The following is a 15,610-nucleotide window of genomic DNA, read 5'->3' as shown; positions in this document are numbered from 1 at the left end:
AAAAACGCTGTGGGCGTCTTACCAACATGTAAGACATCTACGCGTTTTTTTTGTTTATGTTCATAATAACGGGCAGTAAGATTTCAATTGAAAAAGGTGTTCTGAATTTTAGTCACGATATATTTTTCGCGTACCCCCTTAAAGATTTTCTCGTCTCCGTATCCATATAAGGACTTGGAAAAAAGATTGGCGCCAATTTTCATGGTCACTAATTTGACGGGAGGAAGAAACATTGAAGACGAAAGCATGGACAAGTTCAATTATTTTTGCCTTAGCGGTATCACCTTTTGCAGGAACAGCTGCATATGCGGAAGAGAATACATATGCCTCCGAAACGGTTGAAGTGACGACAGGGAATGGAGAAACGGTGGAAACAGAAGTGATTGTAAATTCATCAAAGGAACAAGAACAAGCAGAAAATGAAACCGTAGTGGAAGAAGCGGAAGAAAACGATTCATCGACTTTGCTTGTTCCAGGCGACTTTTTCTATTTTTTAAAAGCGGCAATAGAGAACATCTTATTAGCTGTTACAATGGATGATGCCAAAGAAGCAAAACTTTTAGCAGAGTTTGCAACGGAACGAATTGCAGAAGCAGAAACATTAATGGCACATGAAAAAGAAGAAGAAGCGGTTGAACTGTTAGCTAAGGCACTGGAACAAATGGAAAAAGCGCAAGAAACAGCTGAATTAGCAGAAGAGCAACAAGAAGAGGCTGCTGAGCGGGAAGAAGGGTCGACATCGGAAACGTCTGCTTTTGAAAAAAGTATTGCCCAAAATATTGTGGCGCTAAAAGCTGCGATGGCAAAAGTAAAGAATGAAACAGCGAAGCAAGCTTTAGCAAAAAATATTGCGAAGGCACAAGCGAAATTAGAGGCCAAGTTGGCGCGCTATCATGAATTGGAAAAAGAGCAAGCGGAATTGCAAATAGAAATAGAAGAAATAGTAGATGAGATTCATGAAGAAACAGAAGAAGCCGTTTATGAAGGTGACACAGCCGTGACGAAGGAAGAGGATGAGCTCATTCAACAAGAAGCTGTGACGAAGGAAGCGGAAACGGTATCAGAAGTAAGCGTTGTTCCAACTGCTGTACCAGCTGTATACCAAATAACGGAGACAAACAAGGAAGAAGCAAAACAAGAGCGTGAAGCGAAGAAAGAAGAAGTAAAGCAAGAGCGTGAAGCAAAGAAAGAAGAAGCAAAGCAAGAGCGTGAAGCGAAGAAAGAAGAAGCAAAACAAGAGCGTGAAGCGAAGAAAGAAGAAGCAAAACAAGAGCGTGAAGCGAAGAAAGAAGAAGCAAAGCAAGAGCGTGAAGCAAAGAAAGAAGAAGCAAAGCAAGAGCGTGAAGCGAAGAAAGAAGAAGCAAAGCAAGAGCGTGAAGCAAAGAAAGAAGAAGCAAAGCAAGCACGTGAAGCGAAGAAAGAAACAGACGAAGAATAAGCTTAGAGGGGAGTGCCCTGAAACGTTTGTTTTCGGGCACTTTCTTTTATAAACACTACTTTTAGGCGATGCGTTCCAATGGTGAACAAGGGGAATCAGACTTACGAATCATGGTCAAACTAAGAAGTTTTACGTTATAATGAATAGTCATTATAAAAGGTGACTATTTTCTCATTCTAGTACACCCAGAAATCTGGTGGTTGGAACGAATGATGTTAGACAAGAGGTGAAACCATTGCTTAGTGTACTGTTTAAAGTCGGTCGAAAGAAAACGCTCGAGGATACAGTGCTGAAGATTCAACAAGGGGATCGGGAGTTGCAAAATGAACTCATTGAGCAATATAAGCCGTTTGTCGCCAAAACGGTTTCGGGCGTTTGCAAAAAATATATACGTGAAACAGATGACGAATTTAGCATTGGTCTCATCGCTTTTAATGAAGCTATAGAAAAATATACACAAGCAAAGGGCAGTTCTTTGCTTGCCTTTGCCGAACTCATTATTAAGCGCCGCGTCATTGATTATATTCGAAAAGAGGCGCGTGTACAGACATTCCACCTTCAAAGAACAGATGAAGAGAACGAAGAATTTTCTCAAACGAAACTGGAAGCGGATTTGTCACTGGACGAATATATTCGTCAAATTGAACAGCAGCTGCGCAAAGATGAAATTTTACATTTCCAGCAAGTGCTCGAACAATTTCAATTGACGTTATCGGAGATTGTAGAACAGTCTCCAAAGCATGCGGATGCACGACTAAATGCGATTGAAGTAGCACAATTTATTGTTCATAATGACGATGTGCGAGAAAAATTATTTAAAAAGAAACAAATACCAATTCGATTAGTGGAGAAACATGTTGCGGTGAGCCGTAAAACGATTGAACGCAACCGTAAATACATTATTGCGATTGCCATCGTTTTGGCAGGGGATTATGTTTATTTAAAAGATTATATAAAAGGGGTGCTCGGGTCTTGAAAAAGGGCATTGTCATGGAGATTACTGAGGAGTATGTAACGATGTTAACCCCTGACGGCGAGTTTTTACGAACAAGACATGAACAGCGTCCATATGAGCTAGGTGAGGAAATTCATTTTTTTCCTCTTAGACAAGACCAGCGTGAAGTCTCCGACATAAAGAGAACGAGGCTTTCATGGCGAGGGGCTGTCGTCAGTTCTGTTGCTGCAGCCATATTTTTGCTTTTTTTCATTCCTTATTATTTGCAGCAGCAAGTGTATGCGTACATGTCAATCGATATTAACCCGAGCTTAGAACTGGGGGTCAATCGTCAATTTGAAGTCGTAGAGGTAGAGCCGTTTAATGAAGAAGCAGAGAAATTAATGGCAACCGTCGAAGAATGGATCGGACTTCCGATTGAGAAAGTAACGTCGCAAATTTTAACCATAAGTGAAAAACAAGGATATTTAAAAACAGAAAAAGATGTCCTCATTACGGCGGTTTTTAAGACAGATAAACAAGATTATACAAGCCAATTGCTGACCGATATCGAAACGGTGACAAAAAATTGGGAAAAGAAAGCTTATACTATTCAAACAGTGGAAAGTTCACTGGATGAACGAGAACAGGCGCAAAAAAGCGGTATTTCGACGGGCACATGGTTGAGAAACGAAAAGAAAATAGAACGTTCAACCTCGCTGCCAAAGCAATCGAATGTCGAAGAGGATGAACCAAAAGAATCTGCTGATGAACACGCTTCTTCGCAAGCGCAAAAATCAATACCTTCAGCAGTGGACGTGCCAATACAAAAAAACGGCATAAAAGAAACGGTGAAACCAGTGCAACAGCCTGTTCCAGCTGTCTCTAACAGCAACAAACAAGTACTAACCAATACTGGAGAGAAGCCTTCGAATCCGACTTCTTCTCTCCCTTCTGCAGTAAAAGAAAAAGAACAGCTGCTCATAAAAGAGTCGTCTAAAGTCAGTGTGCCAGTGAACGAAAAGAAAAATGATAAAGATGACAAGAAAGATAAAAACGAGAAAGACGATGATAAGGAAGACAAGAAAGAGAAAGACAAAAGCGACAAAGGTGACGATAAGGAAAATAAGAAAGAGAAAGACAAAAGCGACAAAGGTGACGATAAGGAAAATAAGAAAGAGAAAGACAAAAGCGACAAAGATGACGATAAGGAAAATAAGAAAGAGAAAGACAAAAGCGACAAAGATGATGATAAGGAAGATAAGAAAGAGAAAGACAAGAACGCCAAGGAACGAGAGAAGGATGACGACGAAGATGATGATGACGAGGACGATGATTAAGAAAGCGAAGTAAGAACAATCGTCTGAGAAACCATTAAGTGACTTAAATCGTATAAGGTCACTACACGGTCATTAAGCGAGAAGGCGGGGAGCTAACCTGGATGTTGACAGCCATAAAAAAACCATCAGCGGAGAAAAAATGCCCGTTGATGGTTTTTTTGTTAGTTTGTATGACCATTTAATTGAGCTTGTGCTTGAGCGACAAGACGCTTCGTAATTTCTCCACCTACAGAGCCATTGCTTCGGGCAGCGGTATCAGAACCAAGTGTCACGCCGAATTCTTGAGCAATTTCGTATTTATATTGATCTAAAAATTGTTCCACTCCAGGAACTAGTAATTTATTCGTGTTTCTTGCCATGATGTATTCATCTCCTTGAAAGAGGTTGCAACGATTTCTCGCTGTATTTATATTATTGCAGAGACGATGGAATCCATACTGGTAATCCATGTTAAACTGTGTCGAAAAGAGAGAAGGAGAGTCGATTAAACAGCCAAAAGCCGCATCTTCATGTAGAAGGTGCGGCTTTTGGCTGTGATGAAAAAGAAGAGCTGCTTTTTCATTTACCGGTATCCTCTTGCTTGCAAGAGGATATCACTAGAAAATAGATATAAGATTAACGCCCGGTTGGCTGTGCGTCAATTTAATAATTATTTAACAAGCGAGTATTGCTCGATTGATTGTAAAAATGACTTTTGAACTGCTTTTAACTGCTCAACATAAGCGTCGGATACTTGTTGGAATTCATCGCGAGCCTTTTGTTGTTCTTCCATGACTTGCGCAATTGTTTGTTGATATTGCTCATGAGCCTGTTGAACAAAATGATAGCTTGCTTTATTTTGTTCTACTGATACTTGTTGAAGTTTTTGCATTGCTTCGTGGACACGGCTTGCCCATTGATCATAAGAGTCAGCTACTACGTTTCCTGCTGTTTTGCGTAAATTTTCACTTACCTTCGCTTGAAGTTGTTCTACTTCAAGTTTCCATTGGTGATCGACCTGTTGAGCTTGCTCCATTGCTTTGCTTACCAATTCTTTTTGCTGTTCTAAGGCCTTTACAGTCCATTGCTCCATTTGTTTGTTGTTTTCCAAAAGAGAGTTAAAACCTTTTGACCATTGTTCCCACATAGCATCAATTACAGAATCATACTTAACCGCTGACATTAGACAATTCCTCCTTAGATTCATTGGCCATGCAAAGCGTATGTTGAAAAGAGAGAGGATGGAGAAAAGTTCTTCTAGATGTAAAATCAGTCCATATTCCAACGAAAATCGCTAAGCAGCCTTCATTTTTATATTGGAAACACAGCTGCAGACAGACTGTGTAAATCCCTAAGATTGATCTTTTTTTGGGTCATCTTTTTGCTGTTTGGTTGTTGAGCTGAATGGAAAAAACATATCGGTATACATGGTGAAAAAAGAATTCAGCATGTTTTGGTATTGCTCTAGCGATGATGCCCATACTTTCAAATACTGTTCACCAGTGTCTGTGATGGAATAAATGCGCCGAGCAGGTCCGTCTGATGAAGTATCCCATTCCGATTTGATTAGATTATCCTTTTCAAGCTGTCTCAGTGTACGATAAACGTTTCCTTGATCAACGGAAGTGAATCCAAAGCTCATCAGTTGCTGGATGAGTTTGTACCCATGAAGGTTCCAGTTGCGCAAACTCAGTAGCAGAAAAGGGACCATAAAATTTTTGGGAGCACCAGTTATGTTTTTCTCCAAATTGGTTTCTCTTCCATTATTTTTGTTTTGGTTTTCTGACAAGTTGGATCCCCCCGTTTTTATCTGTGTGAATGTACGGAAAAATTTTCAATTTCCGTTTTTTTTATCTATGTGTAATTTACACCTATATGGAGGATAAGTCAATTTGTTTTCTCCACTTTACAAAAAATTCACAAATTATTAAAACAATTCGACAACTATCAACAAAACTTATCAAAATCTCCTAAATTTTTAGAATTGTTTAAAGACGCAACCCCTTTTATAATAAGGGAGTAGCATAAAAGTACAGGAAGAAACATCTGTTGGTATCGACAAAAGTGAATGGGAGCTTTGCTGTTATCATTTCTTAATGGTAAAAGGGATACAGGTTGAGGCACAAGCCATCACTTTTACATGAAACGAAAGGAGATGGAAAGTTTGGAGCAGCAGAAAGTATTTGATCCATTTTTAGCATGGAAGGAAATGTACGATAAGACAGAGTCTTATTGGGGCAAGGTACTTGGCGAAAACATGAATAAAGAGGAATTTTCTCAATGGATGGGAAACGTGCTCAATCTTAACCTCCAATATCAGCATGCGTTAAATGAAACAACGGGCCGTTATTTCCACCAAGTCAATATTCCCACAAAAGATGATGTAGCGAATGTCGCCTCTTTAGTCATCAATGTGGAAGAAAAAGTAGAAGCATTGGAGGACCGCTTAGACGAGTGGCAAGATAACCAAGATAATGGTGCTGTGTACAAGCGGGAATTAACGAAGATTAAAACAGATGTTAAATCGTTGGAAAGAAAGCTTGATAAAGTATTGGAAGCGATTGAACAGCAACAGCAATTTCAGTCCAAATTCCAAGATGATCTTCAAGCATCGCTTCAAAAGCAGCTACAACAACAACTTCAACAAAAGTTACAGCAGCAAAACAAACAATTGGAACAATCGTTTCAAGAACAGTTGAAACTTCAAGAGCAAGCAGCAGCAAAAGAAACGAAAGAACCAGTAAAAGAAACTGGAAAAGAAGTAAAAGGACAGAAGCAGTCTTAATCAAGTGGATAGGGAAGAATTTGCTGTAACATACAGCATCATATATTAAAAACTACTAGCTGAAGCAAAGGGGAATTTGTCATGACAACATTACAAGGTAAAGTAGCAATCGTAACAGGCGGATCAAAAGGAATCGGAGCAACAATTGCAAAGGAACTTGCATCTCACGGTGTGAAAGTAGCAGTAAACTATAACAGCAGTGCTGAAGCAGCGGAAAAAGTAGTAAACGAAATTAAAGAAAACGGTGGAGAGTGCATCGCGATTCAAGCGGATGTTTCATATCCTGATCAAGCAAAACGTCTTGTAGAAGAAACGAAAGAAGCATTCGGTCAACTGGATATTCTTGTTAATAATGCGGGGATTACACGTGACCGTTCATTCAAAAAGCTTTCTCATGAAGATTGGGCAAAGGTAATCGATGTGAACTTAAACAGTGTATACAACACAACAACAGCTTCACTTACATATTTACTTGAATCTGAAGGTGGCCGAGTTATTAACATCTCCTCAATTATCGGGCAAGCGGGTGGTTTCGGACAAACGAACTATTCTGCTGCAAAAGCAGGGATGATCGGATTTACAAAATCACTAGCTCTTGAATTGGCTAAAACGGATGTTACAGTGAATGCAATTTGCCCAGGTTTCATTGAAACAGAGATGGTTATGGCTATTCCAGAAGATATTCGTCAGCAAATTGTGTCTAAAATTCCAAAGCGCCGTTTTGGGCAATCACAGGAAATTGCTCGCGGTGTCGTGTACTTATGCCAAGATGGAGCTTACATTACAGGCCAGCAATTAAACATCAACGGCGGATTATACATGTAATTAAGTTAGGAAAATCAACGCTATACAGGTACAACGTCCAACTTGGGTGCCACCCCCCTGAAAGAGGGGGATTGGCATCAACGGATATGCGACTTGTATTTTCCTGACTTTTTTCACTTCTATGTATGTGTAAATTACATGTATAAGTTTTGGGACAATACTGTGACTTTTATGAAAGGTTGTGAAGGAGCATGGCAGTATCACCTATACAAGAATGGGAAAAAATGGTTCAATCAATGCCGAAAGAATATAAGCAGTCAGCACGCCGGTTTAAACGTGCATTTGAAATTTTAACAGCAGAAGCAGAGCCAGAAGTAGGGTTATCGCCGAAGGAAGTCATTTGGAAAAAGAATAAGGCGCAGCTCTACCGCTACACGCCAAAAAATGATACACTTCACCGTACGCCGCTTTTAATGGTGTATGCATTAATCAATAAGCCCTATATTTTAGATTTAACGCCTGGGAACAGTTTAGTCGAGTATTTAGTCGATCGTGGATTCGATGTATACTTACTTGACTGGGGAACACCAGGTCTTGAAGATGCAAACATGAAGCTTGATGACTATATTATGGATTACATTCCAAAGGCAGCTAAAAAAGTGTTAAAAGCATCAGGCGCTTCTGAATTATCGGTGCTTGGCTATTGCATGGGTGGGACGATGACTTCCATTTTTGCTGCTTTAAATGAAGAACTTCCGATTAAAAACTTAATTTTCATGACGAGTCCATTCGATTTTTCTGATACAGGCTTATACGGGTCGTTTTTAGATGAGCGTTATTTTAACGTGGATAAAGTTGTTGATACACTCGGAAACGTGCCACCTGAAATGATTGACTTTGGAAATAAAATGTTAAAGCCGATTACAAACTTCTATGGTCCATATGTAACCCTTGTGGATCGTTCTGAAAATCAGCGTTTTGTGGAAAGCTGGAAGCTCATGCAAAAATGGGTAGGAGACGGTATTCCATTCCCTGGCGAGGCATATCGCCAATGGATTCGTGATTTTTATCAACAAAACAAGTTAATTCATGGTGAATTGACTATTCGTGGTCGAAAAGTCGATTTATCGAAGATTAGAGCAAATGTCTTAAATATTGCGGCAAGTCGTGATCATATTGCGATGCCTCATCAAGTCGAGGCGTTAATGGACAATATTTCTAGTCAGGATAAAGAATTTAAAATGCTTCAAACAGGGCATGTATCTGTTGTATTTGGTCCGAAAGCGGTCAGAGAGACCTATCCATCTATTGGAGATTGGCTCGAGCCACGTTCCAAATAAGTAATAGAAACGAAGTGTGCAAAAACTGCTGGACATCAGGCAGTTTTTGCACATTTTTTTTATTTACAAGCTGTTAGCGTATATATGAAGTCAATCAATTAAAGGATGTTTTGTCGCTAGTAAGGAGGGGAAAGAATGGAGAAGATAAAAAAAGAGAGAATGAGAGGGATGAAGGATGTTTTTACATACTGGAAGATTATATTGGCCAGATACTTATAAGCATGTAAAGGCGTTTCCGATGCTAGAAGAAGATATACAATGTGATGTTCTCGTAGTTGGAGGGGGGATTTCTGGTGTTTTCAGTGCGTATTTTTTAGTGGAAAGTGGTCTTGATGTTGTATTAATTGATCAACATAAGGTTGGAGGTGGAAGTACAAGCGCCAATACAGGATTGTTGCAATTTTCGAATGATAAAACGTTAACGTCTTGTATTCATTCATTCGGCGAAAAGGCAGGTGTTCAGCATTATAAGTTGTGTGAACAGGCTATCGAAGAAATTAAAACGATTTCAAACACGTTGCCAATTAATGCGGATTTTATTGAGCGAACTAGTTTGTATATGGCAAGTTGCGACAAAGATGTGCCACTTTTAAAAGAAGAATATGCCAATCTGCATAAATATGGCTTTGCGGCAGAATATTGGTCACAAGATCAACTAACACAACAATACGGATTTGAAAAACCTGCGGCGATTTATACAAAAGGTGATGCTGAAGTAAATCCATATAAACTGACACACGGTTTGCTGCAAAAAGCAGTGTCAAACGGGCTGCGGGTATATGAACATACACGTGTTGCCGGAAAGATATTTCTTGAAGAAGAAGTAAACATTATAACTAATACGAAGCGAAACATCCGGGCTAGAGAAGTAATTTTTGCCGCGGGGTATGAAACACAGTCAATTCGAAAGGACCACAATGCTAAGCTTGCCAGTTCGTTTGCAATCGTGACGGCACCGACAACCCATTTTACTGGATGGCATGAACAGTCTTTAATTTGGGAAACGGCACGACCTTATTTATATTTAAGAACGACTGTTGAAGGCCGAATTATCATCGGTGGTTTAGATGAAACACGCTATGATTTAGCAACGATGGAGTCCTCGTTAATTGCCAAGCGCGATCATTTATTGTGTGAACTGACGAATCTTTTTCCACAGTATGAAGGGATAAAAGCTGAATTCTTTTGGGCAGGGGTGTTTGGAAGCACACATGATGGACTTCCAGTTGTCGGGAAGTATGAAGAGTATCCTCGCTGTCGTTTTTTACTTGGTTACGGAGGAAACGGTCTCATTTATAGTGCTATGCTCGGTAAAATGCTGAAAGAGGAATTAATGACGGGAAGTGATTCAGAATTGGCGATTTATTTGAATGAACGACCGTTATTCCAAGCGTAATCGATGAGAGACTAAAGCGGAGTTAGCTAAATAGGTGAACTTTTATCAACAGAAAAGGACCTATCACGAAATCTTGGTTTTCCCTAGATGCTTATGATAGGTCCTCTTGTTTAAACAAGGAGTTAAGGCTTTGCGGCGAATTGTAAGGCTTCCAACAATAAGTCTGCAATATGAACAGCTCGCATCTTGTCTGACAACGCTTCTCGTTCAATGCCAAGCTTCATTTGCAATAAACAACCAGGATTGGCCGTTACGATAGTTGTGGCATGCGTTGCTTTTGCGTGTTCCATTTTATGATCTAAAATTCGCATCGACATCTCCGATTCGACGACATTGTAAATGCCCGCCGATCCACAGCAACTGTCTGCTCCTTTCATTTCGCGGAATTCAATGCCTTCAATCGCTTTTAATAAATGCCTTGGCTCTCCTGAAGTTTGCATTACATTCCGCAAATGACAGGAATCTTGGTAGGTAATGGTTTGAGCTGGTAAGCGAAGCGGCTGTTTATGGAAGTCTAGTTCGATTAGGATGCTCGACAAGTCTTTTAATTTATTGACAAAAGCTTCTGCGCGTGTTTTCCAAACGGGATCATTTTTTAGTAAATGGTTATACTCAATTAAGAATCCACCGCAACCTCCTGCATTTGTAATGATGTAATCGACGTGCAACTGTTCAAAGGCTTGAATATTTCGTTTTGCTAGCTCCTTCGCGCCGTTTTTCTCCCCGCTGTGGCCGTGGAGGGCTCCACAGCATGCTTGATTTTCCGGGATGACGATTTCACAGCCGGCTGCTTGGAGCAGGGTCAGCGTGGCGTTATTCGTCGGTAAAAACATCGTATCCATTAAACAACCGGAGAAAAAGGCGACTCGTTTTTTTACTTCTCCGTCCGCTTGGAGGTAGTTTGGCCGATTTTTCATGTCCTTCATTGCTGGAATGGAAGGAAGGACTTTTTCCATAGCTACCAAGTGATCAGGCAATGTGTTAATAAGTCCTGTTTTATGAACGAAAGTTTGCAGGCCAGATCGCTGGTACACACCCATTAATCCTGTCAACGTCCGCATTCGGTTTTGGTGAGGGAAGAGCTGCTCGAATACCACGTTGCGGATCGCTTTTACAGGCAAGGACTGCTTTTTGTTTTGGTTAATAATGTCACGTGCTTCTTCCAGAAGATGTCCGTATTTGACGCCTGATGGACAAACTGGCTCACAGGCGCGGCAGCCGAGGCAAAGCTCTAAAGTACGTTCAACATCTTCATCTGGTTCAATTAAACCGTCGACAACCGCCTTCATTAAGGCAATGCGTCCTCTCGGTGAATGGGATTCTTGATAGCCTGATTCAATATAGGTCGGACATGATGGCAAACAAAATCCGCAACGCATACAGTTTAGCAATTGATCTTCGTCCATTCGTTCTTTAAATTGCAGTTGAATGACTTCGCGCTCTTTTACTGTCGTCATGTTGTCACCACCACACGTTTCCGACTTTCTTTAGCAAACACTTTTCCTGGGTTCATAATATTATTAGGATCAAAAGCTACTTTAATCGCTCTCATAGCAGCGATGCCTTCTATTCCTAGCTTTAATTCAAGATAAGGAGCTTTCATCACACCGACGCCATGTTCTCCTGTAATCGTTCCGCCAAGTTCAACCGCTTTTTCAAAAATTTCTTCAAATGCTTTTTCGACACGTTCAATTTCCTCTCGATTACGCGAATCGGTCGGACAAGTCGGATGAAGATTCCCGTCGCCCGCATGGCCGAACGTACAAATAGTCACATTGTATTTCGCCGCGATTTTGTTAATGGCACGGACCATTTTCGCAATTTCAGAGCGTGGCACGGTCGCATCTTCCAAAATGGTGGTCGGTTTTAAGCGTGCCAGCGCGGATAAAGCTGAACGACGTGCTGTTCGTAACGCCATCGCATGTTCTTCTGAGCGTGCAATTTGAACGGAAACAGCCTGTTCTGTTGTGCAAATTTCTGACATTTTTTCAATATCACGTTCAACGACTTCTTCGGGACCGTCTTGCTCGATTAAAAGAACGGCTTGAACGTTCGTCGGAAGTCCGATTTTGGCGAAATCTTCGACAACTTGAAGAGTCGGTTGATCGAGAAATTCAAGTGTAGTCGGTATAATCTTGCTGGCAATAATTTTAGAGACGGAACGAGCGGCAGCGTCCATATCTTGATAAAGCGCAAGCATCGTTTTTTTCGTTTCCGGCATTGGAATAAGTTTTAAGGTTGCTTCTGTAATGATGCCAAGAGTGCCTTCAGAACCAACAAATAAGCGGGTTAAGTCATAACCGGCTACATCTTTAGCGAGCTTTCCGCCTGTACGGATAATGTCACCATTCGCTAAGACAATTTGAAGGGCCATAACATAGTCACGTGTGACTCCGTATTTTAAGCCGCGAAGACCGCCGGAATTTTCATTAATGTTGCCCCCAATTGTGGAAATTTTCATTGAGCTTGGATCTGGAGGATAAAACAGCCCTTTTTCTTCCACTGCATTAATCATGTCCAGTGTAATGACACCAGGCTGAACGGTTACGGTTAAATTTTCTTCATCAATTTCCAGAATACGATTCATATGCTTAAATAGTAAAACGATGCCGCCTTCGGTCGGACATGTGCCGGCACAAAGATTGGTTCCCGAACCGCGAGGAACGAGAGGGATGTGCTGTTCATTACATATGCTGACCACCTTAGCCACTTCCTCTGTATTGCGTGGAGCAATGACCGCATCTGGCATGGATTGGAATTGTGGGGTCGCATCATAAGAATATACAAGTCTTCCTGCTTTGGAGTCATCGTAATTTTCCGAACCAACAATGGCTATTAGCTTTGCTTTAACAGTCTCTGTGATCATTGATTTCCCATCCTTTTTTCAACATCTATTACTATCCATCATAAAGGATGAAAATGAGAAGTTATATAGATAAAACTACATATTTAATCCGTTTTCACGAGAGATTTTTAGATAATCATCTAAAAAATAAAGTGAAAGATAGAGGCTAACGACATCTGGGAAGTGCTTAAGATTCAAGTGTGTTAATTCCTCTAATTTTTTAATTCGGTAATGTAGCGTATTAATATGAATGTGAAGTGCTTGTGCGGTTTGTTTCAGCGACATGTTATGCTCAAAAAACACTTGGAAAGTATGTAAAAGTTCTTCTTGTTCGATGACCGGCTGCAGTACTCTTTCAACAAATTCATGGCGTGTTGATAAGGAGATGTCTTCTAAACACATATCAAGACGTAAGTCGACATCGAAGACGATGCTATTTTCCCGCATCGCGACTGCTAATGCTCGCTCTGCTTGTTCATACGACTTTTTTAATTCTTGTCCTGCTGCGGGCTGACCAATCCCGAAGGAAACAGATGTGTTCCATGTTTCCTCAATAAACATTTTGAGCTGCTTTACTTTTTGCATCGTGGTCTCTTTTGGCATATTTATAGGTGCTTGCTGGATAATAAGGAAGCGGTCATTTCCCCATCGCACAAATAAATCTTGCTGGTGATCACCGCTCCAGACGTGAACCAACTGCCAAATGTCCTCATTCAAAAAGGTTTGATGTTTGTTTAAATAGCCTAAAATTAATTGGCGTTCTTTATGTAAATCAATGTTGAGTACATTGGCACGATCGATGAATGGCTTTGACCAGTCCTTTAGTTGAAGCCAATCAAACACAAACGCCTCCAGTGTACGGGAACGCCATTGCAATTGATCGGAATGATAGCTTTCTTGAATAAGCAGTTCGGTCATCTTTTGCAATAGTTCTCCATATGGCAAAATACGCTCGGGATCACCTGTAATGCCAATGGCACCAATCACATCACGGGAAAAGAAGATGGGGAGGTTCAAGCCCGCTTTTACTCCTTTGAGCCGTTGTTCATCATTTTTCGTAATGATGATTTTCCGGCGTTCGGTCATGCTGATGAGCGCGCCTTCATGAAAGGTCCCCAGTCTTTTTTTATCTGTACTTGCCATGACGGTTCCGTCTGTATGAACGATAATAATGTCTTCATCAATTAGTTTTTTTACTTCATAGATGATTTTTTTCGCTAAAGAAGGCAAAAGCAAGAAAAAACCCCCATCTCATTTGTGATAAAATTGTAAGATAAAACAAAAAGATTCTCCTTCATATTATAACGAAATAAAAAATATGCAGGAAACCTTTCATTCTTATGGAATTTGTGATAAGACTGTGTAAGTAAGTTGTGTTTATTGAAAAAGAAGAGGTTGAGTATGTATGGGTAGAAGTAGAAGTTTAAAATCACGGCTGAAAAATTTGTCATCAGCCCAATACATTGTTCTGTTTTATCTTGCGGCCGTCACGATTTCTTTTTTGCTCCTTAGTTTGCCAATTGCTCATAAGCCTGGCGTGGAGTTCAAAATAATCGACATTTTATTTGTGGCAGTGAGTGCAGTTAGTGTAACGGGATTGACGCCCGTTTCCACCGCCGATACGTTCAGTGTGCCGGGTGTATTCATTTTAGCTTTCGTTTTTCAAATCGGAGGCATCGGCGTCATGACGTTAAGTACATTCGTGTGGCTTGTAATGGGAAAAAAGATTGGGTTAAAAGAGCGGCAATTGATCATGATTGATCAAAATCAGTCGAGCTTATCCGGTTTAGTCAATTTAATGAGGCACATTCTTCTCATTATTTTAGTTATCGAACTAATTGGAACGGTAGCCTTAGGAACGTATTTTTTGCAATATTATTCAAGCTGGAAAGAAGCATTTTTACACGGATTTTTTGCATCCATTAGTGCCACGACCAATGCTGGATTTGATATTACCGGGTCATCGCTCGCTCCGTATGCGAAGGACTATTTTGTACAAACGGTCAATATTTTATTAATTACATTAGGGGCTATTGGTTTTCCAGTTTTAATTGAAGTTAAACAATTTTTCGTCCATTTTAACAAAAAGAAGCGTTTTCGTTTTTCGTTGTTCACGAAATTAACGACAGTCATGTACATAGGGTTGCTAATCGGGGGAACCGCCATTATTTTACTGCTGGAGAGTCAGCATTACTTTGCGGGGAAAAGCTGGCATGAGTCGTTCTTTTATGCTTTTTTCCAATCGGCGACAACAAGGAGTGCAGGGCTTGCCACGATGAATGTTAATGAGTTCACGGAAGCGACTTTGCTTGTTTTATCGATGCTCATGTTTATCGGTGCTTCGCCAAGCTCCGTTGGAGGCGGGATTCGCACGACAACATTTGCGCTAAACATTTTGTTTGTTCTTCATTTTGCAAGAGGCAGAAAGCATATTCGGGTATTTAATCGTGAAATTCATGAAGATGATGTAGCTAAATCCGTTGTTGTCAGTTTCATGGCGATTTTTATTTGTGCCGGGGCTACCCTTATACTGATGGTCATTGAGCCGTTTTCGCTTACAGAAATTGTATTTGAAGTATGCTCTGCGTTCGGAACAAACGGTCTGACAGCAGGGATTACACCTCAATTAAGTACACCAGGGAAATTGCTAATTATCGTCCTTATGTTTATTGGGAGAATTGGGATTTTGCCGTTTATCTTTATGATTGGAAGACCGAAAACTGAGCCAAAGTACCACTATCCGAAAGAACGAATTATTATCGGTTAACAAAAAGAAAGACCCGTTCGG

At 40.5% G+C, this 15,610-nt stretch carries 14 protein-coding genes; 8 read left to right on the top strand and 6 right to left on the bottom strand.

Annotated elements, in window-relative coordinates; translation table 11 throughout:
• The first annotated feature begins 232 nt into the window (after positions 1-232).
• The 3 genes from ACXAEO_RS15680 to ACXAEO_RS15670 all read left to right on the top strand — a co-directional run bounded on the left by ACXAEO_RS15680 (position 233) and on the right by ACXAEO_RS15670 (position 3,712).
• Positions 233-1,438, top strand: a complete 1,206-nt coding sequence (locus tag ACXAEO_RS15680) for a hypothetical protein (protein WP_474882786.1) — start codon at positions 233-235, stop codon at positions 1,436-1,438.
• A gap of 226 nt (positions 1,439-1,664) precedes the next feature.
• Positions 1,665-2,414, top strand: a complete 750-nt coding sequence (gene sigI / locus ACXAEO_RS15675) for an RNA polymerase sigma factor SigI (protein ID WP_474882785.1) — start codon at positions 1,665-1,667, stop codon at positions 2,412-2,414.
• Complete coding sequence (locus ACXAEO_RS15670; protein WP_474882783.1) at positions 2,411-3,712, top strand: anti-sigma factor domain-containing protein; 1,302 nt, start codon at positions 2,411-2,413, stop codon at positions 3,710-3,712. The genes sigI and ACXAEO_RS15670 overlap by 4 nt, the downstream gene beginning before the upstream one ends.
• 161 nt (positions 3,713-3,873) lie before the next feature.
• On the opposite strand, the gene ACXAEO_RS15665 is transcribed toward ACXAEO_RS15670, so the two are convergent.
• The 3 genes from ACXAEO_RS15665 to phaQ all read right to left on the bottom strand — a co-directional run bounded on the left by ACXAEO_RS15665 (position 3,874) and on the right by phaQ (position 5,480).
• Positions 3,874-4,071, bottom strand: coding sequence for a small, acid-soluble spore protein, alpha/beta type (locus ACXAEO_RS15665; protein WP_474882781.1), 198 nt, complete (start codon positions 4,069-4,071; stop codon positions 3,874-3,876).
• A gap of 290 nt (positions 4,072-4,361) precedes the next feature.
• Complete coding sequence (gene phaP / locus ACXAEO_RS15660; protein ID WP_474882779.1) at positions 4,362-4,874, bottom strand: polyhydroxyalkanoic acid inclusion protein PhaP; 513 nt, start codon at positions 4,872-4,874, stop codon at positions 4,362-4,364.
• A gap of 168 nt (positions 4,875-5,042) precedes the next feature.
• Positions 5,043-5,480 (bottom strand): poly-beta-hydroxybutyrate-responsive repressor, encoded by a 438-nt coding sequence (gene phaQ / locus ACXAEO_RS15655; RefSeq protein ID WP_474882777.1) that lies wholly within the window; start codon positions 5,478-5,480, stop codon positions 5,043-5,045.
• A gap of 366 nt (positions 5,481-5,846) precedes the next feature.
• Here phaQ and phaR point away from each other — a divergent pair, with 366 nt between their 5' ends.
• From phaR to ACXAEO_RS15635, 4 genes are all read left to right on the top strand, one after another.
• Positions 5,847-6,476, top strand: a complete 630-nt coding sequence (phaR, locus tag ACXAEO_RS15650; protein ID WP_474882775.1) for a polyhydroxyalkanoic acid synthase subunit PhaR — start codon at positions 5,847-5,849, stop codon at positions 6,474-6,476.
• Positions 6,477-6,557: 81 nt separating this feature from the next.
• The gene (phbB, locus tag ACXAEO_RS15645) at positions 6,558-7,301 is read left to right on the top strand and encodes an acetoacetyl-CoA reductase (protein ID WP_474882772.1); all 744 of its coding nucleotides are present in this window, start codon (positions 6,558-6,560) and stop codon (positions 7,299-7,301) included.
• A 191-nt stretch (positions 7,302-7,492) separates the two neighbouring features.
• On the top strand, positions 7,493-8,581 hold the full coding sequence (gene phaC, locus ACXAEO_RS15640; protein WP_474882770.1) for a class III poly(R)-hydroxyalkanoic acid synthase subunit PhaC: 1,089 nt from the start codon (positions 7,493-7,495) through the stop codon (positions 8,579-8,581).
• Positions 8,582-8,756: 175 nt separating this feature from the next.
• Positions 8,757-9,977: an NAD(P)/FAD-dependent oxidoreductase gene (locus tag ACXAEO_RS15635; RefSeq protein ID WP_474882767.1), complete on the top strand. Its 1,221-nt coding sequence runs from the start codon at positions 8,757-8,759 to the stop codon at positions 9,975-9,977.
• 122 nt (positions 9,978-10,099) lie between these two features.
• On the opposite strand, the gene ACXAEO_RS15630 is transcribed toward ACXAEO_RS15635, so the two are convergent.
• The 3 genes from ACXAEO_RS15630 to ACXAEO_RS15620 form a co-directional block, all read right to left on the bottom strand.
• On the bottom strand, positions 10,100-11,434 hold the full coding sequence (locus ACXAEO_RS15630; RefSeq protein ID WP_474882765.1) for a (Fe-S)-binding protein: 1,335 nt from the start codon (positions 11,432-11,434) through the stop codon (positions 10,100-10,102).
• Positions 11,431-12,843 (bottom strand): glycolate oxidase subunit GlcD, encoded by a 1,413-nt coding sequence (gene glcD / locus ACXAEO_RS15625; protein ID WP_474882763.1) that lies wholly within the window; start codon positions 12,841-12,843, stop codon positions 11,431-11,433. Before glcD ends, ACXAEO_RS15630 begins: the two co-directional genes overlap by 4 nt.
• Before the next feature lie 75 nt (positions 12,844-12,918).
• Complete coding sequence (locus tag ACXAEO_RS15620) at positions 12,919-14,058, bottom strand: CdaR family transcriptional regulator (protein WP_474882761.1); 1,140 nt, start codon at positions 14,056-14,058, stop codon at positions 12,919-12,921.
• Between the two features lie 169 nt (positions 14,059-14,227).
• Between ACXAEO_RS15620 and ACXAEO_RS15615 the strand changes: the two genes are divergently transcribed.
• Positions 14,228-15,589, top strand: coding sequence for a TrkH family potassium uptake protein (locus ACXAEO_RS15615; RefSeq protein WP_474882758.1), 1,362 nt, complete (start codon positions 14,228-14,230; stop codon positions 15,587-15,589).
• Positions 15,590-15,610 lie beyond the last annotated feature (21 nt).

The organism is Bacillus sp. ABA4_010 (assembly GCF_056159105.1).
This window is presented reverse-complemented; position numbering and strand designations above follow the sequence as displayed.